The organism is Legionella bononiensis, assembly GCF_016786215.1.
GTDB lineage: Bacteria > Pseudomonadota > Gammaproteobacteria > Legionellales > Legionellaceae > Legionella > Legionella bononiensis.
In genome coordinates, this window is record NZ_JADOBG010000010.1 from 421,795 (window position 1) to 445,832 (window position 24,038).

A 24,038-nucleotide genomic window follows, 5' to 3' on the forward strand; every position below is an offset into this window, starting at 1 on the left:
TTTTTAGACAAACAAGAGGTATTTATTATAGGGGTATTACGAACTTTGCTGTTTAAAGGCTAAATAAATTGGTTTTTATATTTGGAAGTCAGTTCCCTCATTAAAGTCTACTTTTCAGGATTGCTAGACTTAGTTAAAAACATTCTCACACGTAATAGGAGACTTCCTCTATAACACTAGACCCTATACAAAAACGATTTAACTAATAGCGTATAATTTATCATCGTTGTTTATTTGGTAGTAACCAAGTTTTGATTATTGTATTGAGAGAGATATCATTAGTCCAACTGAAACTAGACGAATCTGTTAGTTCTTCAAATTTCTTGCATAATTTACGCCCCTCTAATTTCCGTTTACAAATCCACAAATAAATATCAGTAATTTCGAGGCCAAAATTATTTCTCGAAGAAGAAAATTTAAAATTTACTTCCGGGATATTATTGAATTCTACATGAGGCATATGTGGATAATAAGGAAAAGAGTAGTTTTTCAAATCTCGATAAACATCTAAAACCTCTTGTTGAGGGACGTTATAATTAGATTCCTTATCAATGACGATCTCAGTCGGCTGAACTCCCGTTTCTCTAATACTATCTAGAACCGAGCGGAAACACATAATATTTACATGATAAGCAGTTTTAAGTCCAATGCGAAATGAAATCTGGCTATAATTTTCTATAGCCCATTTTAAAATTAAAAATACTCTACAACGAATACTCGATGTGAATGGTAATTTGTGAAGTTTATTTCTAATTTTTTTACAAGTTTCAATAAAAGCTGTGTTAGCTGATTGCTCATTTTTAGATGAAAAAGCTTTCCATACAAGTTGCTTAATTTCACTGTTGAAGATGAAGTATGTGATAGCTACCAATAATTTATATCGAAATGGTGAGTTATACCACATTAGAGGCACCATAGGGTTTACATCATTATCAAATACAATATCAAAAAATTGAAAAATGATATAATCAACCTTATCAACAGTATGCACTTTAAAATTGAGAGCAAATATACTGATTAGATTAGCAAGCTCGTCCGATATAGTATCTAATCTATCACCTAGTATCCTTGCATGTAGATGAGATACATTAAGCTTATCTCTCATATTTTGAATTTGTTCAAAAATTGATTCATTTAGATTAACTGGGCTAATTAATAATCCATAATATTGAACAGGTTGGGCTGGATCAAAGATATGATTCCCAGTATTACCACTTTCATCTATATAACAATACATAAATAAACTTTGAAATAAATGTAATATAATGATAGTTTATTTTTTATTCATAATGATTTTTTTACTGCAATTTATAAATTCATCCTGGATGCAAAATTCTTATTTAAATCTATGCATTTTTATTCCTTAACGCAATGAGAAGTATCCAGAACTAAATTCAAGTTGCTCCGCTTTCAACATAACTATAAAAAAGCCCATATCTATGGGCTTTTAATTAAAATGATCTTATATTCTGCTCAATCCATTGATTAATTGTTTCCTTATGCCAAGCTAATGTAGTTCCATTTAATTTAACTGGCTTTGGAAATTTACCACTCGACCACCAACGTCTTAATGTTAAGCGATTCCGCCCAAGAAGCTCCTCTAAATCAGTAATAAATAAAATTTGCTTTGGTAATTTATTATCAGATAATTGCATCCCTAATCCCCTAGATAAGTTTCAGTTAGAGAAAATGATTTATCTTTCCACTCGCGTTTTATTTCCATTTCAATAAACAAAATAAACAACTTCAGTAAATTTAATTCGATATTTCTGTTTTGAGGTAACCGGTCGTGATGATAAATCAATTGCAAATGAGCAATAAGAGAATTAGATAAATTAGCAATTCTATATAATGGATAATTTGTTGAGTCCAACAAATATTGAATTATCCCCTTATAAATACTGATTTTGAGATCATGAGACATGTAGCATACTCCTGTAAAACATGTATTAAGTCCAATTCGTACAAATTAACTATAAGTATCATTTGACGAAACCAATATTAAAACGATATTAATTTAATTATCAATATATGATTGAAAGAAATTTATATTAATATACGGTATGATATTGAATGATATCGTTTTATATGATAATTTTTTTATGTCATTCGATTACAAGGATAATTTTATGAGTAAGGGACCCTATCAATCATTTGCCAATCGCCTAATTAATACCCTCAAAGATAAAGGACATATAGCATCCCGCTCACCTAATGGGATTTGTATTAAAACCTTAGCTGAATTTGCTGGGGCATCTGAACAAATCTGCCGTCGTTACATAAGAGGTGACGCTCTACCTGATTATGAGAAAGTTAAACAACTAGCTTATCATCTTCACGTAAACCCAGGTTGGCTCTTATTTGGCGAAGAAGGACATGTACCTCCGAAGAAAGATGAAGTTAATGAAACATTACTTCATTACATCCTGAAGCAAAGCCATCACTTATACCCTATCTCTAATGGGGGTAATGACGATTATGCCGATTTTGTGTTAGGATTGATCAAAGAGGTGCGTGCAATAGACACTTCGGAAGATAATTTACTAAAAATCATTGACTTAGCCTTGGGTTCTATTTCTTCCTACGAAGAAAAAAGAAATAAGCACAGTCATGCAGTTTAAGAAGTTTGTAGATATGGATGTAACAGCTGTTGAGGTAAGGCTTCACCCTAAAGCCAGAGATTTTCTATTTGAACACTTTGTCACAATGCGCAAGGTGTTCTCTGATGTATTGGGGCAAGTAGAAACAGACTATGCTTCTATTGCCCTTATTAACCAATCAGGACAGATCTTTTTCATGTCCTCGAACCCAGCCATAGAACAAAATTTAATTGAGAATAATCTCTGGTTATTTGAGGGATGCTATCAACCAGGATTCATCGGTCAGGATCAGCCTAAATTATGGAGCGAACTACCTCCTATAAGCTGCTTAGATGCCATTACAACATACAAGCAAATAAAACCTGGACTGATAACAGGTATTTCCATCCCTACTCAGTTTGATTCTTACAGAGCTATTTTTTCATTTGGATTAAAACGAATTAATCCCAATATTCAACATAAAAGCTCGATTCATTGCGAAAAACTATTAGCCATGGGTAAGTTTGCGTTAAGGCGTATACAAGAGTATTTAGCGTTCCCGGATAAACAATCCTGCATAACAGCTAAGCCCAAGCTGACATTAATCATTAACAATCAGGTGACCTATGAACACACTCCTGGATAAGGACGATCCCATTTTAAGACAAATCGCTGAGCCAATCACTGAATCAGAATTTGGTAGCAGCTGGTTAAAAGAATTGATTAAGACCATGTTCGGCATTATGGCTGACAAAGGTGCTGTGGGTGTGGCTGCCCCCCAAATTGGGATCAGCAAACGAGTTATTGTATTTAGTACTGAATATACCAAACGAAGAAAACCTGAATACCCTATTCCTGATACAGCTTTAATTAATCCTGCCTTAAAGATCCTATCTAAGGAAATTCAAACTGGTCATGAGGGTTGCCTTAATTGCGGCGAAATAATTGGCGAGGTTCCAAGAGCCATGGAGATTGAATATTCCGGCTTTGATATAGATGGAAATAGAATTACCAAAAAAGCTTCCGGCTTAGAAGCCCGTATTCTTCAGCATGAAATTGATCACCTGGATGGATTTTTATTTTTAGACCGAGTGGAAAATCAAGACTCACTCACCACCTTATCGGCAATGCAAAGTAAAGGATAATCGCATGAAGCATCAAACCAGAATCATACTAGCAGGCACTTTAGGTAATTTAATAGAGTCTTTTGATATGGCTATTTGTGGCTTACTCTCAGTCTACATTGCCAAATACTTAATTGGTGATGCTTCAAAGGGTTTGTTTCTAGTATTTCTGACTTTCTTTGCTGGCTACTTAGCCAGGCCTATTGGTGCTATGGTGATGGGCTTACTTTCCGATATTTATGGCAGAAAAATTATTCTTGCAGGTTCAATTCTTTCAATGGGTGTATCAACAACCCTTATCGGGTTTATCCCTCCTCAAAGCACCATAGGCACATTTTCTGTTATTACCTTATTAGTGTTAAGAGTTATTCAGAGCTTTTCTTGTGGTGCAGAATATCTAAATTCTTCAGCTTATCTAATTGAAAATGCAGAAGTATCAAAAAAAGGCTACTCAGGAAGCTGGGCTTCCTTCGGTGCTATGTCAGGGATGTTGGTAGCCTCGTTGGTAGCTCTTATTGTAACGTATTTTACCAATAACTATCCTGAGCACGATTGGCTGATCTGGCGAGTGCCCTTTGTTCTAGCATTATTAGGTTCTTCCATTGGATTATATATCCGGTTGTGTATTCCAGAGAGCATGGAGTACATCATGTATTACGCTGATAGACCAAAACCTAAATTTAAGAGTTTACTCTCAGAATCAATGAATTATATAAGAAACAATAAAACACAGTCTCTTTACGTATTTATTTTAAGCTGCCTAGGTGTAACTACAACCTTTCAGATTTACATCTACGGCCCCATGCAAGCTCATTTGTATGGTAACTTCCATGACCATGAAATTATAATGTCTAACATAATTTCATTAGTAGTTTTACTTTGTGTATTTCCATTAGTTGGTAAGCTATCAGATCGGATAAATCGGGAAAAAATTGTAATTTGTGCAAGCATAGGATTTCTATTGCTATCCCAACCATTTTTTTATTCGTTGGCAAACTATAGTATTAACGAGTTTATTTTATTTCAAGCATTAATCGCAATTCCAGCTGGTGCTTATTATGCAACAGTACCGGTAATCTTGGCTGAAATGTTCCCAATTAAATTACGTTGCACAGTGCTATCAGTGCTGTATTCAACTGCGGCAAGTTTATCTGCTGGAGTTGCACCTTTAGCTTCAATGTTATTGGTGAGAACTACAAAAATTGCATCCTCACCATCAATATTAGTTTTTTCTTTAGTTCTATTTTCTTTTTTGATCATAGCGATACACCATCGCCAATTTCTTAAGTTTAAGTTGTATTCTTGAACCTGAGAAACTCAAGTCTTATATATTTAGCTCAACTAAGCCTCCACCAATAGTAAAGTGAATAAACGTACCTAACACTTTTTTATTGGAGAGAGCTTCCAGAGTATGTTTGTATGCTGATAATTGCCCGCTATATTGAAGAGCAATATCAACCCAATTTGTTGATGGTTGTGGATTGGATTTATGGTCAATTATGTACCACCCCGTCGAGGTCTCCAGAACCAGATCCATTTCACCTTGCCTAATGCCGCCATTATCAAGATGTTGAGTAAATGGTAGTTCTGCATGCATTATAGATTCAGGAAAGGTTGTATTAATCCAATTTAATAGCTCCTTGCCTCGAGCGATGACGTGCTCAGGATTAATTATGCCCGGAACTTTATTATTAATTATATTATTAATGATGCTATGGTTAGCTTCTGGATTATTAATCAATATTGCAAGACAATGATGTAAGGCTACACCAAGATCTTCCATTTCCACAGGACCGCTTAATTTTATCCTTGAATCAAAGTTATGAATAATATTCCCTTGGGCCGTTTCTATTGGAGAACACTTAGAGGCGGGCTGATTATATACTATCCTGTCTTGCAACGATTTCTCTGGCTCTGAATTAAACCAATATTTCAATCTTTTGGCTGCAGATAAGACTTGATTTTCAACCTGATATAATACTGTTCTCGATTTTACTTTCAAAGTATTCGAACCAATTTGTAAATCCCCTCCTTTTAAAGGTAAAAAGTTACTGTTTAATAATTTTAACCATTCACCAACATACTCATTCTTATTCAAGGTTGGGAGGATTAATTGGTCTCTTGCTCGAGTCATCCCAACATAAAGTAACTGAATAGCCTCATTAACTTCTTGTCGTTCATTTGCAGTCCAATCATTGAATTGTTTCAACAAATCATTAAGAGGCTCATTGCCTTTCTGGTCTGAGAATGGATTAGGGATATAGCGAATAGCCCGACCTTTTAATGGATTATTCCAATCAAAATCAAAATTGTCTTGAACGATCCTGATGCCATAAAGAGATAATTTCAATGAACTATCTAAGCTGGAACAAACCACTATGGGCCATTCTAATCCTTTTGAACCATGATAAGTTGTTAACGTAACGGCATCACCAGGATTTGCTGCCTGATTATCTGAATTATTCTGCTCTTTGTTTTTTAACCAAAGAATAAATCCAGAAGGTGTGGCTGCCATAAATTGAGTTTCACAATGATTTTCATATTCATTGACAAACTCACTGAGTGCTGAAAGATTAGCGAACCGATGTTCTGCAAGCTTCGTATTCTCCTCCCATGCAGCTACAATTGAGTAAACGTCTGGTGTAAGCATTGCTAAATCTAAAGCTTCGCTAGTACTTAACATACTTATTTGTTTTCTTGCCTTGGCTAACTTATCTAAAATAGGATGAGCATTGTCATCCCAAATATTCGATTTGGAGGTTTCTATTCCCTTTAACCGCTCTCTCAGCCAAGTTTCGGGGCCAGTATTTGCTGCCAAGCATAAAATTTCAGCACTGGCTAAAGAATCAGAGGGGTCTATTAGAAGACGTAAACAAGCCAGAGCTAAACTAACTTCCGGCGTCTCAAGAAGTCCACTTCTTTTAAACGAAACAGGGACTCCCATCTTTGCCAAAGAACCCGCTAACTCAGAAATTTCTGAATTACTACGACAAAGAACCGCTAAATCACGCCAGGTAGCAAATCGATGTTCTTTAGTTTCTCTATCCATGATTTTTACACCGGTATGGATGTGATCCTTAATACCCTGAGCAAGTGTATTTATCATAATGTTTTTATTTGCTTTACCTTCAGTTACCAAGGTCCACCATTCCACTTCAGCTGTTTCTAATTTATCTTCTCGAACTGATGCCAATTGAACCTGCTCAGGAGTTAACAAATGACTGAAAGGTTGAGTAAATAATTCATTGGTCAGAGCAACAAGTCCAGGCCTTGAACGATATGAATTAGGTAATGTTGATATCTCTCCTCCTCCCTTTTGTACAAAATCCAGCACATTTAAAGCCAACCGAGGATCACTACCTCTAAAACCATAAATAGCCTGTTTAGCATCACCAACCATAAGAATATCGTCTACCAGTGATGACAGTTTAGAAAATAATGCCAATTGGATTGGATTAGTATCCTGGAATTCATCAATAATCAAAAAACGTATCTCATTTTTTATTCGTTCCTGAATCATGGGATTATCTAAAGCATGTAATGCCAATTGTTCTTGATCTACAAAATCAATGAAGCCTCGGGATTTTTTAGTTAATTGAAAATCTTTCAAAACAATTGCAGTTGTAGTAAAAATCTCACGGATAAAACCAAATAGTTCCTCCTGAAAATCTTTACATTTTAGGACAGAAGCACCGACTAATTTGGTTTGAGCGAATGCAAGATCCCCCTTTTTAGTTGGGTTTAATTTGCTTAATTTAATCCAGTCCTGCCAGTCAAATCTGGCCTTTCTCAAAATTTTTTCACAATCTTCTATAGTAGAGCTTAATCCTTTTGTTGGATTGTCTACTACACGACCAGCCTCTACAGCTTGTTGAATAACCAACCTAAATGCTGATTCGTTAATACCTTCATCAATTGGAGGTATTAAATTTATAAGATCCTTAATTGATAAATCAGCAAAAACAGCCATATCTTCATCTGAGAAATTATTAGAACGACATAATTGAATCAGATCATGTATCACCGTTCTCCAGTCGTCTATATTCAATCTATTTCCAAGATAATTAAGCTGTTTAATCCTCTTTGCATCAAGACTGTTGTCCAAGGCCTCAGCAAGTATTTGTTCTGTATCATACGGGTCAATTACTTGTTGTTCAGGTGAAAGACCAAGCTCAAAAGCAAAATCCACAAGCAGTTGACCAAAAACACTATGAACCGTTCCAATCGGTGAATTCATTATACTCGTTGCCAAAAAGAGATTTCCATTGGCTATAAGAGACTGACTGATTCTCTCTTTTAATTCAGCAGCTGCATCTTCTGTAAATGTAACTGCCATGATTTGATGTGGCTCAAGCTGTTTACTCATAAGTTTTTCAGTAACTACATTTTCAATGCTCGTTGTTTTTCCAGAACCGGCGCTGGCTTGTGTATAATAGATAGTCATGGGTTTATTCCTTGATATTGCCTGTCAGATTTCTCCAAACATCAATTTTTTTGTAATTTTTTTTATAAGAACTTGTTTGACCCTTTAGATACTTTTCTTCAGAATCAACTAAAGAAAGACAACCATCAGGTGGTATTGAATATTCATCAGATGCAGCCACTCCATAGGTTATTTCGATTAATCCTTCCTTTAACTGCGCACGTCTCCATTGTATGGTACGCTCAAATTGCGCCCAGGTATTATTTAAAGAACCAGGTTGCTCGGGATAAATGACTGTTGCTGTGGGGAATATCGTGTTGGAATTACAGAGCAACTCTGCTTTACTCAAGATAAAATATCCTGCGTCAATTAATTCTTTTTTCTGGTCTTTTTGGGCGATATAAGCGTAAGTTGCTAATTGAAGAGCCGTATTCGATTTCAACTCCTGTTTGTATTGGTCATAGCCACCCCACTTCATGTCAATAATGGCAAATTTTTCATCGCCAAACTCACAGATTATGTCCATATTACCTTCCAGGTTACCGCTGCTAAAAGGTACTTCCATATGCCTCTCTGTGACAACTCCTTTGACTTTAGCCTGATGAAATAGATTACATAAACCACTTATTGCATTAAACATGACCTCATGAAATTCAAGTCGTTCTACATGTTTCCCTGACTGTGCCAGGGGAAGAGCAAATTGACGAATAAATACGGGAAGTTGAACATTCAACCATTCGGATATGTAATCTTGCGACACTTCTTTTCCCATCCATGGATTTGAGGTAAACCATCTTTCAATAATTCTATGTGCCAAATTACCTTTTAGACGATGATCAACTGCAATGGCCTCGATCGTACCTTCAGATATCTTTGCGCAATATTTAAAAACATACTCATGAGGCTTATTAACCAATGACGACAAACTACTATAAGATTCTTTCGGTCTATTTGATTGGATTGGAACACCAAATGTACACCAGCGCTGAGGATGAGGAAGTGACAGGTCTTTTATTCGAGACAAAGAAACTTCTCTTGTGGTGTTTAATAACAATGACGACTCAAGCTCAGACCACCTTCTATTGCATATCAATTGGTTTATAAATAGTTTAAACAGATCCGTATGCTGATTTAAATTAATTAAACAAACTGATTTTCTAGCTTTTAAAAATACAGAACATGCTCTTTGTAATGCCCGCTCCTTGATTAATGCTTGTTGTTCATGCGTTGGCGCCCAAGGAATTGATAATAGCTCATCTTTTGAAAATGGCGGAGCGCCTACTTTCTCTTGGAGATTAGGGTCTAACCATATTAGATGCTCAATATTTTGTGAGGTTAAGTTAATACTTTCAGGATTTTTGACTACATCAAATCTGCTCACTTCTCTTGGCTGACAAAAAGTACTGGGTCTCAGTTTTCTGATTATCGTAAGTAATCGGTTTAATTGGACCTTATTAATTTCTGAATCAGGCCAATTTGATAAAGCCTCGACCGTTGCATCTGCAGCCCTATATGAAGCCAAGTAAATATCCTTGGTTACATCATCACCAACAGAACATAAGGTTTTCCAATAACCAGAAATTCTCTTAGCTATTTCAATAGCTTGTTTGACCGGCATATTTTCATCATTTTGGCAGCAACTAATGGGGAGCCATTCGCGTATTGATTGTCGTAATACGGATTCATTAAGTGCAGGCTGCTTTTTAATTTCAGAAGCAACATATTCATCGATGCTGCATTGCCATTCATCGGGGTTATATCCTGGAAGATCTTTAAACTGACGAGCTAATTGTCTTCGTAATGTCTTAAATTTACCGGTGGGTAGTGTTAAGTATTGAAGTACTATCTCTGGTGAAGGTGTAAGCCAGGCGCATTGCAAACTTAATTGCAACAAGTGATTTGGAATACGTGATACCGAAGTACTGCCCAGCCCAAGTGAAACTTGATTTAACTTATTTACTGCAGTTTCAATCCCATAATCCTGACTTTGGGTAATTATCAAACTACTATCAGGATTATAATGAGCTATGAAATCAGCAACAACCTGGTTACTTGAACAGTTATATAATCGCAAGCTGCCATCATTGGAGAGTTCGAAAGGCTCAACTTTTTTATTCAGTATTGCTTTTTGTAGTTTCCATAGATCACATCCCTCGTTCGCTAAAGGTGAAAGCATTTTAGGTACGTCTTCAATAATATCAATTCCAGAACTTTGAAGTTGATTAAAAAGATGCTGATAGACAGGAGGCCAATGAGAATGTTCAGTATATAGAATAACTCCTTCAAAAGTTCCCTTTAAAATACCAACTAATGGGATAAGTCGAAAAATACGTTCAGGAAGACTTAAACTTTCGCAAAAAAAATGATGTTCAACTTCAGCCAAATCAACTAAACGGCCATGATTATTTCCTTGATCAGATGGATTCCAACCATAGGCCAATGCCCAGTCCCGCCATTGAAGTAATGTTTCAGCAGTTGATAAAGCATCAGTGTCAAGAGAAGCATGATAAAAGCACGTAGGTTTATTTGCTTTCTTTAAAGCATTTAAATAAGCAATAATCCTGGATGCCCTATCTTCTTTTAGTTTTGGAATCCCGACACGGAACTCAAGTTCGTCAATTAGGCTTAACTCACTACATATCTTAGTATTTAATAATTCAGGGAGATGATTGGGCAATCTGCTCTCATAACCCAATCCTGCAATAATTTTCATCATAGACACATCCTTTCTAATTTTGCGTTTGAACTCGCAAACAGTATTTTTATATTTTATCCAGGCGGTAATGGTACGATTATGATCGATAAAAGATCAATACATATTCTGAAATATTTTTAATTTAAGCGTCCACACTCGCAAAACCATAGTTTGACATTAATTCAATAAACTATTATTCTTTTTCAAAAAATAATAAAAAGGCCATTGTGGATAGCATTTACATCAAAAAAGAAAATATTGATAAGTTTGATAGCTGGCTTCCAGAGAATTATCTTTGCAAGAGAGATAAAGTAATGCACTTTACAAATTCCTGGACGACATTAAAGGAAATAAATGCGACAGTTCTTGATGGATGGAGGTTCAGTGAAAACATGGAGTCTGACTGGTATAAAAAGCATATTACAAATATTCAAAGAACATCTAAAGCGACTGCAAATGAAATCGACTTAGCTGAACGATATGAACAAACGATCAAGCAAAGTCTTTTTTACAGAATGCGTCATATAGAGCCAATGAAATTAAATATAGAGTCTCATTTGATGCGACCACCTTCTGTTGATCACCTGACTTCCTGTGTAAAAAAAGGTGACGTATTGATTCGCCGCATTGGAAGTATTTGTGCAAGTATCGTTTCAAACTATCATCGTCAGCACCCTGTTGATGCAAATGTCGCCATTATTAGAGGACTTGAGTTAAATCGGGCAATTTGGTTGAGCTTTTGTCTTAATCAATTATGGTATCGTCGCTATCTGGAACAAATAGGTGCTGGCACAACGATGATCCGTGTGGGTGTTAAACAACTTGAGCAAATGCCTATTGCCGAAATGCCAACAGGCTTTGTAGCCTTGGCTAAGATCTATTATAAAAAATACAGTGCCCTAGCCTACTCACAAGAACGCCTCTACAACTTACGTTTGTCTGTTAATAATTGGCTAACACAAAAGCTATCAGGTAGTAACTTTTATACAAAAATCAACACACCAGATATTAAGTCAACTTTTATACAGTCCAGGCATATCAATGATCAATTGACCTATGCTGCCTCTTGGCAATCCAGATTATCGGAGGAATTAATATCTGACTATAATTGTCAGAAACTCACTAAATTAGCGCTCATTAATCCTAAATCAAAATACGTTTCTGACCCTCTTCAGCAAACCCATGTTGTTAAAATTAGCGATATAAATAGCCAGTTTTCTGTCAATAAACCTGAGCAAAATGGCTTTGGCTGGCGAACTCTTAAAAGTACTTTGATACCTTTTGATGTCTTAATTTCAACTTTTGTGCAAGAACCTAGAGTTGCAATCATAGCCCAAGAACTTAAAACTCTACCTTTGGTAAGTGAGCAATTAGCAATCTTGAGATTTCATCATGCTCCTGGAGCTTATGCATTGCTGATGGAAACAGAATTAATTACAGAACAAATGCGAGCCTTGGCACATGGGACTACCCAACGATTTATTCAACATAAAATGCTTGAACAAATCGTTATACCTGAAATCGAGCAGTCACTAGCCTACTCATGGCACCAACAGTTAATAGAGTTACTACAAGAAAAAGAAATGCTTGAGCAAGAAATATCACTATTGCTTGAACAAATGTATAGCGTTTATCGCTCTATCCATCCCGAGCAGAATATAACAAGGAATTCGAATGAACCAATCCATTGATCTGACTGAGCTTAAGCGGATCAAAGATAACCTCCGCCAGCAACCACAAACTCTGGATGAATTATGGTTTTCATATCCGGGATTATGGCAAGCGCTTGCCTGGAATAAAGTGCAATTAAGTTTATGGCTAACCTGTCAACCTGATATTGTAAAAGAGGAAAACGAAGCCGGCAAATCAACCTATATCAGCCGCCAGCAAGATAGTTTAGGGAAAATAGATTTAGGTGAAGAAATCGTCAGAATTTTAAAAGTTGAACAGCGGCCTTTGGCCCTGAATTTTATAAAAAATAAGTTACCAACTGGCACATTCGCTACTGAGACTATATTAAAAAAAACCATTGAAGACCACCCTCAATTAACCATGATGGGCCCTTTGGTTAAATTGAATTTAAACTAATTTATTAAAATAAGAGACTAAACAATGAAAGAGCAACAATTCACATCAGAACAATTCAGCAAATTAAAAAGCCAATACCTTGATCGTGGTTTTATTGAATTTCAAGCATTAGAAAGCCAGCATGATTTTATCGAAGCAGGTTTGATCTGGGGAGAAGATCAAGGCAATGCAACCCCGCGGATTATGTTAATTGCTCTTCAAGATGGGCATTGGGAACTTTCCAAAGAGGCGTTGTTAGATGAGCTGGCTTATGAATTACTTGCTAACGTTTCTGATGACTGGCCTGTTTTTGCCCATCTTTCAGACAGTCAAAATCAACGTTGCTTTGCCTTGTTTGGTCTTGATGGTACTGATGGGACCCACTCAGTAGATGAAATACCAGACCTTCATTTAATCAGAGAGTTCGAACGTTTAAATAAAAATACCACCCTGAAGTGGTCTATGCAAATATACACTCGATTGATGCATAAACTTGATGCATTTCATGAACAAGTTTATCAAACTGTTAAAGATAAAGTTTCTGATAAAAACGATATTATCGAAGAAGTTGCGAAGATTTTGTTTTTAGAAACATTCCGTATTCATCATGATGAAAGCCTCATATTTAATTATGAGGGTGAGCAACTTAATTTTAGAGACATATTTAATTATCAATATGTCGCTAATAATGGGACTAAAGCGGTGGCGCAAATCCAAGCAGCTTTTGATGAATTTAAGTCTCACGAAGATTATGTCACTGTTAGCGATGATGGTCAGAGAAATGCCATTTTTGATAAAAACAGTCACTTAAGACTGTCTCAACCAGAAAATTATCGTACCCTACTTGAAGCAATTCAAAACCTAGGTCCTGTGACGACTAATGAAGGAAAAATCATTAAAGAACAGGGAACATTGGGAGACGTCGCTGGTGATATGTTGGGGCGAGTGTTTGATGTATTTTTACGTGCCAATTTTGAATCTAAAGGTGGTCTTGGAGTTTACTTAACCCCAAACCCAGTGAAACAGGCCATGCTAGAAATGGCAATACATGACATTCAAAATGATCAGAAAACCTTAGAGGAACTGGTTGCAGGAGAATTTCGATTTGCCGATCCGACCTGTGGCTCTTTTGGTTTTGGCTCAGTAGCATTAAGTCGGATGGATGCAGTTATCGATAATATAGGTGGACTTTCTGATAATCAAAGAGACACTTTAAAACAAAAAATGCGTGATGGCGGTTTTGTGGGCGCTGACTCAGCCCCGAGAATGGTCATGCTGGCTAGAGTCAATATGGCTTTACAAGGCGCACCTAAAGCGCAAATATTTTATACAGATAACTCATTAACAACCGATGCCCTAAAACCGAATAGTTTCAATTTAATCTGTACCAATCCACCCTTCGGTACCCCTAAGTTTGGCAGCGATAAAAAAGGTAAAGAAGCTAAAGCTCAATATGAAAATAATATGAATCGTATTTTGCAAGGCTACGATCGCGATAATGGAACTAGTTGGCCTGGTTTTCGTACTGATTTAATTGATGTTGGAACTGGGAGCAAATCCAAATTTGAGTTACGCCCTACTTCTACAGGTCTTGCTATGGGCAGTAAACCAGACAGTAAAGGAAGCTGGAATCCTGTTAAAGGTGGTTCAATAGATCCTGCAGTACTCTTTATTGACCGCTGCTTACAACTTTTAAAGCCCGGTGGTCGTTTATTAATCGTATTACCCGATGGCGTATTGTGTAATTCTGGTGATCGCTATGTGCGTGAATACATCATGGGTAAAAAGGATGAAAAAACAGGTGAATTTGTTGGCGGAAAAGCGATTGTCAAAGCAGTGATTTCCTTGCCTTCCGATACCTTTAAGCTCTCAGGTACGGGCGCCAAAACTTCCATCTTATATCTGCAAAAACGGAAAGCCCGTGAAGATGTTCCTAAACAATTCTTACCTGAACCACAAACCGATGTATTTATGGCTGTAGCCGATACCTTAGGGTATTTGGTGAAGAATAATATTGAAGATTATGCTGCTGGTGTGCCTAATGATTTGGATAAAATCGTTGGTGCTTATAAAAAGGGGGCATGATGTTCCATATTTCTACTGTTTCAAATTCTGAAATTTCTTCACTAAGATTAGATGCTGAATTTTATCATCCAGAATATATTGACAATGAGGTAAAATTGGAAAGATTTCTTTTGGAAAAGCTAGATGATCTTAGGTGTAAACAAAACCCTATAGTTTATGGGATTTTAAAACCAGAAGGTAAATCTCAGAAATATAAAGTAATAAAAGCCGAAAATTTTGACAACATGTTTGTTGATCCTGAAAATTGTCAATTCATCTCATCAGAAACATATCATAATTTTAAGCGTTCATTTGTTCAAGCAGGTGATATCTTAATTGCTATCGGCGGGTATGTCGGAAGACCGGCAATTGTACTAAAACATAACAATATACTTTGCAATATAAATAGGCATGTGGCGAGATTAAGAATTAATTCAAACTTAGTAAACTCGTATTATGTTACAGCTTATTTATCCTGCTCAATTGGGCAGAAAGCACTAACAAGACAAATCACTGGTTCAGTTCAGTCTGGAATTAATCTTGAGGACTTGAGAAAAGTTCCAATTCCTATACTTAAACATACCGCCCAAAAATACATCGGCGATAAAGTACGCCAAGCTGAACAATTGAGAATATCAACTAAACAAACCAAAGAGATGATACATTTGTCTCTGAAGAATTTTTTTGCTGGCATTCCAAAACCAACAAAGAATATTAGTTTAAAAATTTCTAAGAATAATTTATCTTCTAATAGGCTAGAAGCTGAATATTATTCTTCAATATCACTTTGGGCTGAAAATGAAATTAAACACGGTCCTTTCCCCTATAAACCTCTAAAAGATATAGTATTAAGAATTAAAGATGGTCCTGGGGGCTGGGGAGTCTCTACTGAAGATTATACAGAAAACGGAATTCCAGTTATTAGAACAGTAAATATAATTGATGGTGAATGTGATCTTAGCAACTGTATATTTATTTCTGAAAAAAAACATCATGAATTATCTACTCATAAAGCTAAAAAAGGTAGTGTTGTTTTGTCTGTTCGAGGAACAATCGGAAGAGCTGCAGTATTTAAAGATGAAACATATCGTGAAGCAAGTTTAAATGCTGCAGTAGTAACAATAGATTGTAGTGATCAAATAATACCAGGCTACTTAGTAGAGTTTTTTAATTCTGAAGTTGGAAGTACTCAGTCAAATAGAATTGCAAATGGCGCTGTTCAAAAAAATATGAATTTAGAAGAAACTGGTAGTAATTTAATAACAGTTCCACCTCTTGCAATACAAATTAAAATTGCTCGATTACATGAATTACGTATTAACCAAAAACGTTATGCATCTAGGTTAATACTCTCAGCAAAGTTAATAGTTGAAGGTTTAATCGAAGGTCAAATTACAGAACAACAAATAATCGATGCTCAAAATGCGTTAGAAGCTGGGGATAACTCACTAGATAGAGACATTTTATCAAAAATTACCAATAAAGGCATTGATAAGGATGGAAAACCTTTGTTTCACGATATTGATAAACTCTATGACTTATTACAAGAAAGTCAGGAAGCATATGAACGTAAGGATAATGAATGAGTCTTGATATCCTGATAAAGCCATTAAATCAATTATTAACCCAAGGGGCTTGTTCAGCTAGTGAAGCTGAACTAAATGAACTGCTGGTAGGCTTAGCCTATTCAACAATAGACCATACTCGATGGATTATCAGTCAACGCTTACTCAACGTGCGCACACAATTGCTTAATGATAATGAATTGATTGCTGCAATTTTAGCCACAAATGCTCAAATTAAACAAAGCTGGTGTCAAATCATGGCTGCGCGGTGTATGGAAGCTGGTCAATTAGCTGATGGGAATGTATTAATTCATTTAATCACCGAATTAGGTGATGCGAGTGCTTGGATTGAAACTTTCTATCCTCATGCCAGCCTTGCCATGACGACTTTTACATCTCTTGAACGAACAATATTGGGAACTACTGCCGAACAAAATCAAGCAAGCTTAATTTTAGCCAGAGTTTTGCGGGCAGCGTATCAGTTATCTCAATGGCAAAAACAATCCATAGATAAACTGTTAGGTGTCATTACTGATGGCAGTCGACCTGATATTAATTGGTGTTCTGGGCGGACGATTGTTCAGCCAGGTTTATCTTTTGGTGATGGTGCTTGGCTTTTGTGTGCTCAAACAATATCAAAAGAACAAACAGTTACAGAGATGTCAGAAAAAAATCATGCGTTTAAAAATCTTGATTGGGTATTAAAAAATCCCTGGTGTTATTTATTGGCCCTCATTACATATGAGCAAAATGTTCTTCAAGTTGAAGGGAGTGGCGGATTATTATTAGAGTTGCCAGAAGGCCAATCACCCTACCATCCTGCTGAGGTTCAGGTTTTAGTGCTAGGCAAAGAGAGTGATGAGCTCAGTTGCGGTTCTCTTGGGGCCTATATCTTAAGAATTTTAAATAGCCTAAATATGTCGCTTTATCCTGCGGGTTTGAATCAACACGATTTAAATATCGCATTATCACCAGTGATTGCCACACTATTAGCTCACAAAGTCTGGCAGTACAGAGAAGGTATTGGTGGTGAACAGGGGCAGTATCAAATCCACCCCGATTTTTCTGATGTCTGTTATGGACGAAAAGGCCAACCAGCATTTTCCCGCTTTGCCAGACATTTGCGTTATGCAATACGATCTCAAGCTAATCAATGGCGTGATGAAATAAAATCACCAAAAACTGCTAAAATTAATGAAAAATCATTAGAGTTATCTCCAAGAATAAAGGCGAATTATGAGTAAAATTAGTCATACATCAATTGAGGATTATACTGCCAAGGCAGTGAAGGAGCACCGTTGGGCTGCAACCGGAGTTTCTGATTATCCACCTCGAGATCCTTTAGTTGGACAAAGTACTTTTTTTAACCGCTATAAAAATTTTATTCAAACCATTGATCATGAGGACGATCGTTTTGCTCATGTTTTTGCCGTTGAGGGGGAATGGGGAAAAGGTAAATCACGTTTAGGTTATGAATTAATCGCTCAAATAAATGACTGTTCTAAAGGCTGGTTTGTTCGTAATAAACAAGGCGGTTTGGAATCAGCACAACTTTTTGATGATGAACACCGACGCGATCAATACCTTTGTTTGTATATACGCTATTCTCAAGTAGCTTCAGAATATCAAAATTCAGATAATTGGTTTGCTTATGGGTTATATAAAGCCTTATTGCCTTTGGCAAGCAAAAAATTTGATCATTCCATCCAAAGTGAAATTGCCAAACAAGCGCTGAGGCGATTGGAACCCATGGGATTTGAGCACGAAGAATTGGCCAAAGCATTGGAACTGAGCCAACAACATAGCGATGAATCACTTTATTATGATGAAACACTGGCCACCAATCTGGTGCAGGCAGCTTATCAATATTTAAAACAATTTGGCATTCACTACGTACTGGTTGTCCTGGATGAATTAGAAACAGTTGCAGAAGCGGCTACTTTCGGACTTGAACGAGATGAAGCAAGCCAACTAGATGGACAAGCAATTCGTTTAATTGGTAAAGCAATTAAAGAAGAAGATCCCCGCCGAAAATTACCCTGGCTTCGTTATGTAGCCCTATGCTCCCCTCTTTTAGGTCAACAATTGCGAGAAATTCAATCGACTGCTCGTCGATTTGAATTAGTGGAACTTGAGCATAATGCCTTTTCTGACGTCTCTGATTATGTGGCTCAGCTCAAAGAGAATTCGAAACTTCGATTTGATTACCCTACTGGCTTGGTGGAAGCAGCCTATGCTATGAGTGGAGCCAATTTTGGCTGGTTTAATGTCATTATGGCTAATGTTGATGCTGTGCTAGAGACTTTTTCCAATGCCGGTAAAGCTATTCCCTCTACAGGTGAACTGTTTGATAGTGTTTTGGATGCATCAGGACGTGTGGCCAGACATGTACTCGATTCGGAAGCAATTGAAGGAATTAAAACCAATGACCGACAATTGCTTCAGTTAGCACGTACACTTTTATTTGGCCAACTGCCAATATCTTTAAATAATGCAGACGAACGAATTAATGAATTACTTCCTTTAGTCAATGAATATGATGAACCTGTCGTCAGTCTCTATCGACTGGTCCAATGGTCCGAGAGCGATTGTCGATTGGCTTTGAGCGATGCCAAGTTTCAACGGGATAAAGATGAATGGTTTTATCCCAGTGTTGACCAAGGACTGAACCTTAAGACCTTGTTGCAAAATCTTAAAACCTTTGCTGTTGGAGAAAAAAATGCTGGTGCTGATGGATTATTAATTCCGTTAATACGAAGCGATTTCAAACAATTGGTCGCTTTACTTTATGGTCATTCTGCGGCTGAATTTGCAGCTGATGCACTATGGGAAAAATTTATTGGCCAAGAGCAGCAACTCCCAGAATCCGAAGGCACACATATCGGCCCTAGTGTTGCAATGTTATTACGCCTGGATTTGCGCTATCGCAACCAACATCATAATTCAATGATCTTTCGCGATGCTATGATGGCCGACTATCATGAAGCAGCAATGAAAAAAGCGGAGGTAGAATGGTCAAAGAACCCTTTATCCCGAGCGCAGGCAAGATTAACGGGATTGTTTCGTTTACTGGATAAACAATGGCAATATGATGAACCAGCATATCCAACACGAGACGGTCTTGCGATTCAGATAACACCTCGAGGCCAAGGAAGAGGCTTATTAGGAGGACTACAATTTTGTGATGGGCTGAAGCTGCACCCGAAAGGGTTAGCGTGGTTTGCCTGGGTTAACAATATACAAGAATTACAAAACTTACATGCTTTAATAGCCAGAGTTCGTGAAGATGGAGAAGGTCGTATACCTATCATGGCGTTTACAGGCTCGGTTGCGGTAAATGACTGGTATGTAGCCAATGGAAATGAAAGCGATGCACAACTGCATGATGATATTTTGATCTATCATTTGAACACTAGTGAAATTGATGTTTTAGAGCGTATCGGGTTACCTCAAAAACATTGCCTTCAATTTAACTTAAAGGAAGAAATTTTTACAACCAAATTCAAAGGACGACTGAATAGTATACGTGATTTTGCTTATCAACGTATTCATCAATGGAGAAATTCATTATCCGCCCGTGGCTTAATAGCCTGGCCTTTGCGACCATCTGGAAAATTAAATCTGGATGATCGTCAACTTTTATTAAATGCGTGGAAATTATTTGCAATCCAACAACCAAAACTGGGAGGCTTGCACGCGCTCACACCAGAGCATCACATTGATGTTGAGGCATTGGTATCACTCTTTGGGCGTTTGTTAGTGGGAAGTAAAGCTCAAGCCCAAGGCTATAGCCGTCATGAACAGGCAGGGTTATTTAAGGATCTTGAGCAGCCAGCAAATGCACAGGCTCACTTTCCTGCATTTATGGCAAAAATTGCTAGCCCTGCAAAACTCTCAAAATGGACAATTGAAAAGGCCAGAAAAGAATGGTACTGGGGTTATTTGTGGTCTGGCGCCAGTAATGGTTTGAATGATAAAAATGTCTTTGATGACTGGATGTGGTGGTGCCAGCAGCTGCATCTTTTAAAATTAGAGGATAGTTCTACAAAGTCATCATGTTATATCAACATTTCTCGAGCTGAGCTTGATAATGCTCTCACAGAAGCCAACAACTGGCTTGAAGGCACTGGTCCTGATGATTATCCCCAAGTAATAGCTACATTAGAGCAGGTTTATGGTTATACCAAAATTGCTGACTTATTTGCACCCAAAGGTAAGTCTCCTCAGGGAACACAGACTACTGAAGCATTGGATTGTTTAAAAGATGCTGATGAATGCTTTTCAGCACTAAAAAATCAAGAAGAAAATTTAATCGGTAGCCTGGAAGATGCGCTTGAACAACTTCCTTTAATCATTAAGAGGCGATTAGCAATTATCACTGATTTGAAAAAAGTTTATCCTAATCCCTTGCCTAGAGTAAGACTAGATAATCTACGTAATATTTCTTTAGAAGACAAAGAAGTATCATTATATGAACGTATTGAACGTGCGAGATTATTTGCAGAATTTGTTTCAACTGGCGCTAAAAATATTAATGAACGCGTAGACGCTTTATTAGAATATATTGAAAATGATCCAAAAGCTGCCTTTCCATTTCCTCGCCGGTTATTCACCTTATCATTACAAACAATCAGTAATATTCTCCAGGGCGCCCTTCAGGGCAGTCGAAACACTGCCACTCAAGAAAAGGAGGCTCAGGCAGGTTCTGAAACTTTACTGCATTATTTAAGATCTTTGCAATTAAACAAGGCTTCAGAAAGACTTTCCCTGTTAGCGGAAGAAGTCGGTTATGATCTGCCGAGTAATACGTTTAAAAAAATTGAGGATATCAGTGGATACATTTTAAAAACCTATCATCAATTTCTTGAACAATATAAAGATGTTAATGATACAGTATTAGATTTAGATGCTCGGATTAGAAAGGCTATCACCAGCCTAGATGAACAACTACCAGTTGATTATACGGATAATAACCATCCTCTCATATTATTGGAATTACAAAATCAACTTGCTTTGATTCATGACAGCTTTGACGGTATGGAAGATGAGATTGATTTAATTCGTCAGCGGTTTGTTGAACAAACACATCGAGGTCAATTTTCCGCCATCACCAATGCACCAGAACAATTATTAGGTCCTATAAAAAGACAATTGAGTGGCTTGGGCGGTAAATTGAGATCTTGTGAAAATGCACTTAATCGTTATCGCCAAGAGAAACTCAATCATACAAATACCCAACTTCGTCCGCTGATTAATCCATTGTTACGTGCGAAAGGACTAGAGGAAATAAAAGCCATATCAGAGGAAGACATTAAAGACTTATCCTTACATGATTTAAACATTGGCTTGGATATTTATTTGCAACAATGGAAATCACAAGCTCAAGAAGCACTTTCGGGTACATCAGTTTCTTTAGAGCGCTGGTGTCAAATTGCCGAAGATTTATTAAAAAATCAAAGCCCCCAACTGTCAGATGATGAACAGAAGTTGCTAGTAAACGAAGGTATTTTAAAAATACAGTTAACTTTTGGAGGCAATATATGAAACTCTATTTAGAGACTGAATTAAGCCAACATCGACATGGCCGTTTTTTTCAGTCTCAACTAAACGCCTACCTATTTGAAGAGCTTCCTCAGAGTGGAATGGTATTAATTCATGGTAATCATTTTCAAGAATTAGAAGACAATCAAAAATTAAATTGGTGGCGTTGGGCCTCCCAACCCGGGTGTTGTTTGCTACTAATACCTCCTTTTAATCCAGGCAAGATATACTCATCGTTAGATTGGAATATTACTTTTTTAGAAACAGCCGTTGATCCTGCTGATATTAATTGTTTCAAATCTCTTTATTCCCAAATCGTTTCCGAGGTTGCCACACGAATTGACGGGATGGATGGCGAGTCCGATCGACAACTAGGGTATCAATGGAAAAATCTGACCATTAATACTCGCTATTTTAAAACACATTCAGGTAGTGGTGTATTTGCCGCAACTTGTTTGCCTTTGTGGTCTATTTCATTATTGAATCACACTGATGAAGTGACTGACTGGCTTTTGCAATTACTTAATTTAGCTGGCAAACCAGGAACTCAACCTCATAAAATATCAGATGAACATCAACCATCTCTTGAAAAGACTGATTTTGGTTTAATGGTTTGTATAAATGCCCTTAACCTACAAAATAGAGAAGAAATTATTCATTTATTAAAACAAAATCGAATGGGTATCTTTTCCTTTAGTGACCAAGAGATTGACACTGGCTTTGAACGATTAGAACAAGCAGGCTTTTTAAGCAGCAATGGTTTATCTGATAAAGGAATCAACGCATTACAGCAATCCCCATACTGGATTTATACTGAACGACTAAAAGAGGAATGGTCAAATGAGAGAAGCTAGTCTGGCGCAAACATTAGCTGTAGAGAGTCAAATTAGATTACCAGGCAGTGCTGGCCGTCTTTTAAAACAAATTAGAGATATAGAGTCTGTTGCGCCCTTATTTCGTGATGCCGGGTTGATAAAACCAGTGAATAGACCCGCGCAAATGAATTTGTCGTTAACTGGAATTGCGACAAAATATTGCATCAAAAAAGCCTTAGGTGGATTTATTTATTCTTCAGCAGCAGTCAAAACAGACATGCTGATTGCAGACAATAAAGTGAGCACTCAAGGAAGTGATTCAGTGGCAGAGCTAGATGATATTGACATTGAAGCACAAACTAAAAGACTGGAATTAATTGCAATCAGGCAATCTTATGAGTTGATTGAACGAACACTCAAGAAAGATGAGGTGCCACAACTTATAATCATAGACACCCCTTTGTTTTTAGAAAGGGAGATGGCACCACTTAGCCATCACCTTCAACATGCTGCTGAATATGCAAAAACCCTTTCTGTCATAAGAAAGTTTTGGGAGCAATATAGAAATAACCTTTTTCCATGGAATAAGAATGGTCCTGTTCTTGTGAGTATCATAGCACAACGATTTAGCGCCATTGTCAATATAGCGTATCAGGATTTAAGGACGGAAGAAGGTCGTAAGCATTTGTTATTGTCTGATGGTTTTAAAGCAGAAAAGGCAACTTCTTTAATTGGGATAGAAAATAAACTTAAAGGAATTGGGGACTATCGATTCATTAAAGGGATATTAGGATCATTTAACCGTACCATTGCATTTCGAGTAACTGAAAAACATACACGCATTGAACCAGTCGAAATCGTTTCTGAGGGGTTGATTGGGTTTCATTTTAAAGGGGGGAACCAAGGTGAAATTCAGATGATACAAATGGCAGGTGAAGAAACCGATTGGGATTCTGTAGCATTAGATAATGTTGCGTGGAAGCTAATGATTCTTGATATGCAAAGCCATCATAAGAGCGTCCCCTTACCCCAAATACTTGGTTTGCAGCAATTAAAAATGCTAGAACAATTTACCGATTATTATCGCAATACACTGGTTTCAGAAATGAAGAAAAATGAAGTAGAAGATATATGGCTATCTGGATTATTTGAGGATGAATAAAAT

17 protein-coding genes are annotated in these 24,038 nt (G+C 37.0%); 12 read left to right on the forward strand and 5 right to left on the reverse strand.

Going from position 1 to position 24,038, the window contains the following annotated elements:
- Positions 1-220: 220 nt before the first annotated feature.
- The 3 genes from IZU94_RS07140 to IZU94_RS07150 all read right to left on the reverse strand — a co-directional run bounded on the left by IZU94_RS07140 (position 221) and on the right by IZU94_RS07150 (position 1,924).
- Positions 221-1,237: a DUF3800 domain-containing protein gene (locus IZU94_RS07140; protein WP_203109344.1), complete on the reverse strand. Its 1,017-nt coding sequence runs from the start codon at positions 1,235-1,237 to the stop codon at positions 221-223.
- A 214-nt stretch (positions 1,238-1,451) separates the two neighbouring features.
- Positions 1,452-1,655 carry a helix-turn-helix transcriptional regulator gene (locus tag IZU94_RS07145; protein ID WP_203109346.1) on the reverse strand — a complete coding sequence of 68 codons (204 nt, stop codon included), beginning with the start codon at positions 1,653-1,655 and terminating at the stop codon, positions 1,452-1,454.
- Between the two features lie 2 nt (positions 1,656-1,657).
- A complete protein-coding gene (locus tag IZU94_RS07150) occupies positions 1,658-1,924 on the reverse strand; it encodes a hypothetical protein (RefSeq protein WP_203109349.1) in 267 nt (88 codons plus the stop codon).
- Positions 1,925-2,129: 205 nt separating this feature from the next.
- Between IZU94_RS07150 and IZU94_RS07155 the strand changes: the two genes are divergently transcribed.
- The 4 genes from IZU94_RS07155 to IZU94_RS07170 are packed head-to-tail and all read left to right on the forward strand — an operon-like array spanning position 2,130 to position 5,009.
- Positions 2,130-2,621, forward strand: a complete 492-nt coding sequence (locus IZU94_RS07155) for a helix-turn-helix domain-containing protein (protein WP_203109350.1) — start codon at positions 2,130-2,132, stop codon at positions 2,619-2,621.
- Positions 2,611-3,225, forward strand: a complete 615-nt coding sequence (locus tag IZU94_RS07160; RefSeq protein ID WP_203109352.1) for a flagellar biosynthesis protein FlgJ — start codon at positions 2,611-2,613, stop codon at positions 3,223-3,225. Before IZU94_RS07155 ends, IZU94_RS07160 begins: the two co-directional genes overlap by 11 nt.
- Positions 3,206-3,724: a peptide deformylase gene (gene def / locus IZU94_RS07165; protein WP_203109354.1), complete on the forward strand. Its 519-nt coding sequence runs from the start codon at positions 3,206-3,208 to the stop codon at positions 3,722-3,724. Before IZU94_RS07160 ends, def begins: the two co-directional genes overlap by 20 nt.
- Before the next feature lie 4 nt (positions 3,725-3,728).
- Positions 3,729-5,009 carry an MFS transporter gene (locus tag IZU94_RS07170; protein WP_203109356.1) on the forward strand — a complete coding sequence of 427 codons (1,281 nt, stop codon included), beginning with the start codon at positions 3,729-3,731 and terminating at the stop codon, positions 5,007-5,009.
- A gap of 18 nt (positions 5,010-5,027) precedes the next feature.
- Here IZU94_RS07170 and IZU94_RS07175 read toward each other — a convergent pair whose 3' ends face one another.
- Both IZU94_RS07175 and IZU94_RS07180 read right to left on the reverse strand, forming a co-directional pair.
- Positions 5,028-8,147, reverse strand: coding sequence for a UvrD-helicase domain-containing protein (locus IZU94_RS07175; protein ID WP_203109358.1), 3,120 nt, complete (start codon positions 8,145-8,147; stop codon positions 5,028-5,030).
- Positions 8,148-8,151: 4 nt separating this feature from the next.
- Positions 8,152-10,842 (reverse strand): PD-(D/E)XK nuclease family protein, encoded by a 2,691-nt coding sequence (locus IZU94_RS07180; protein ID WP_203109360.1) that lies wholly within the window; start codon positions 10,840-10,842, stop codon positions 8,152-8,154.
- Between the two features lie 206 nt (positions 10,843-11,048).
- Between IZU94_RS07180 and IZU94_RS07185 the strand changes: the two genes are divergently transcribed.
- The 8 genes from IZU94_RS07185 to IZU94_RS07220 are packed head-to-tail and all read left to right on the forward strand — an operon-like array spanning position 11,049 to position 24,035.
- Positions 11,049-12,512 (forward strand): restriction endonuclease subunit S domain-containing protein, encoded by a 1,464-nt coding sequence (locus IZU94_RS07185; protein ID WP_203109363.1) that lies wholly within the window; start codon positions 11,049-11,051, stop codon positions 12,510-12,512.
- Positions 12,496-12,909 carry a hypothetical protein gene (locus IZU94_RS07190; RefSeq protein WP_203109365.1) on the forward strand — a complete coding sequence of 138 codons (414 nt, stop codon included), beginning with the start codon at positions 12,496-12,498 and terminating at the stop codon, positions 12,907-12,909. Before IZU94_RS07185 ends, IZU94_RS07190 begins: the two co-directional genes overlap by 17 nt.
- 24 nt (positions 12,910-12,933) lie before the next feature.
- Positions 12,934-14,973: an HsdM family class I SAM-dependent methyltransferase gene (locus IZU94_RS07195; protein ID WP_203109367.1), complete on the forward strand. Its 2,040-nt coding sequence runs from the start codon at positions 12,934-12,936 to the stop codon at positions 14,971-14,973.
- The gene (locus IZU94_RS07200; protein ID WP_203109369.1) at positions 14,970-16,538 is read left to right on the forward strand and encodes a restriction endonuclease subunit S; all 1,569 of its coding nucleotides are present in this window, start codon (positions 14,970-14,972) and stop codon (positions 16,536-16,538) included. Before IZU94_RS07195 ends, IZU94_RS07200 begins: the two co-directional genes overlap by 4 nt.
- Positions 16,535-17,761: a hypothetical protein gene (locus tag IZU94_RS07205; protein ID WP_203109371.1), complete on the forward strand. Its 1,227-nt coding sequence runs from the start codon at positions 16,535-16,537 to the stop codon at positions 17,759-17,761. The genes IZU94_RS07200 and IZU94_RS07205 overlap by 4 nt, the downstream gene beginning before the upstream one ends.
- Positions 17,754-22,061, forward strand: coding sequence for a hypothetical protein (locus tag IZU94_RS07210; protein ID WP_203109373.1), 4,308 nt, complete (start codon positions 17,754-17,756; stop codon positions 22,059-22,061). Before IZU94_RS07205 ends, IZU94_RS07210 begins: the two co-directional genes overlap by 8 nt.
- Entirely contained in the window at positions 22,058-22,912 is an 855-nt protein-coding gene (locus tag IZU94_RS07215; protein WP_203109375.1) for a hypothetical protein, read from the forward strand. The genes IZU94_RS07210 and IZU94_RS07215 overlap by 4 nt, the downstream gene beginning before the upstream one ends.
- Positions 22,899-24,035 carry a hypothetical protein gene (locus IZU94_RS07220; protein WP_203109377.1) on the forward strand — a complete coding sequence of 379 codons (1,137 nt, stop codon included), beginning with the start codon at positions 22,899-22,901 and terminating at the stop codon, positions 24,033-24,035. The genes IZU94_RS07215 and IZU94_RS07220 overlap by 14 nt, the downstream gene beginning before the upstream one ends.
- Positions 24,036-24,038 lie beyond the last annotated feature (3 nt).

Excerpts from the sequence above, each read along its gene's own strand:
- IZU94_RS07140 (WP_203109344.1), bottom strand. The coding sequence starts at position 1,237 with ATGTATTGTTATATAGATGAAAGTGGTAATACTGGGAATCATATCTTT.
- IZU94_RS07145 (WP_203109346.1), bottom strand. The coding sequence starts at position 1,655 with ATGCAATTATCTGATAATAAATTACCAAAGCAAATTTTATTTATTACT.
- IZU94_RS07150 (WP_203109349.1), bottom strand. The coding sequence starts at position 1,924 with ATGTCTCATGATCTCAAAATCAGTATTTATAAGGGGATAATTCAATAT.
- IZU94_RS07155 (WP_203109350.1), top strand. The coding sequence starts at position 2,130 with ATGAGTAAGGGACCCTATCAATCATTTGCCAATCGCCTAATTAATACC.
- IZU94_RS07160 (WP_203109352.1), top strand. The coding sequence starts at position 2,611 with ATGCAGTTTAAGAAGTTTGTAGATATGGATGTAACAGCTGTTGAGGTA.
- def (WP_203109354.1), top strand. The coding sequence starts at position 3,206 with ATGAACACACTCCTGGATAAGGACGATCCCATTTTAAGACAAATCGCT.
- IZU94_RS07170 (WP_203109356.1), top strand. The coding sequence starts at position 3,729 with ATGAAGCATCAAACCAGAATCATACTAGCAGGCACTTTAGGTAATTTA.
- IZU94_RS07175 (WP_203109358.1), bottom strand. The coding sequence starts at position 8,147 with ATGACTATCTATTATACACAAGCCAGCGCCGGTTCTGGAAAAACAACG.
- IZU94_RS07180 (WP_203109360.1), bottom strand. The coding sequence starts at position 10,842 with ATGATGAAAATTATTGCAGGATTGGGTTATGAGAGCAGATTGCCCAAT.
- IZU94_RS07190 (WP_203109365.1), top strand. The coding sequence starts at position 12,496 with ATGAACCAATCCATTGATCTGACTGAGCTTAAGCGGATCAAAGATAAC.
- IZU94_RS07195 (WP_203109367.1), top strand. The coding sequence starts at position 12,934 with ATGAAAGAGCAACAATTCACATCAGAACAATTCAGCAAATTAAAAAGC.
- IZU94_RS07200 (WP_203109369.1), top strand. The coding sequence starts at position 14,970 with ATGATGTTCCATATTTCTACTGTTTCAAATTCTGAAATTTCTTCACTA.
- IZU94_RS07205 (WP_203109371.1), top strand. The coding sequence starts at position 16,535 with ATGAGTCTTGATATCCTGATAAAGCCATTAAATCAATTATTAACCCAA.
- IZU94_RS07210 (WP_203109373.1), top strand. The coding sequence starts at position 17,754 with ATGAGTAAAATTAGTCATACATCAATTGAGGATTATACTGCCAAGGCA.
- IZU94_RS07215 (WP_203109375.1), top strand. The coding sequence starts at position 22,058 with ATGAAACTCTATTTAGAGACTGAATTAAGCCAACATCGACATGGCCGT.
- IZU94_RS07220 (WP_203109377.1), top strand. The coding sequence starts at position 22,899 with ATGAGAGAAGCTAGTCTGGCGCAAACATTAGCTGTAGAGAGTCAAATT.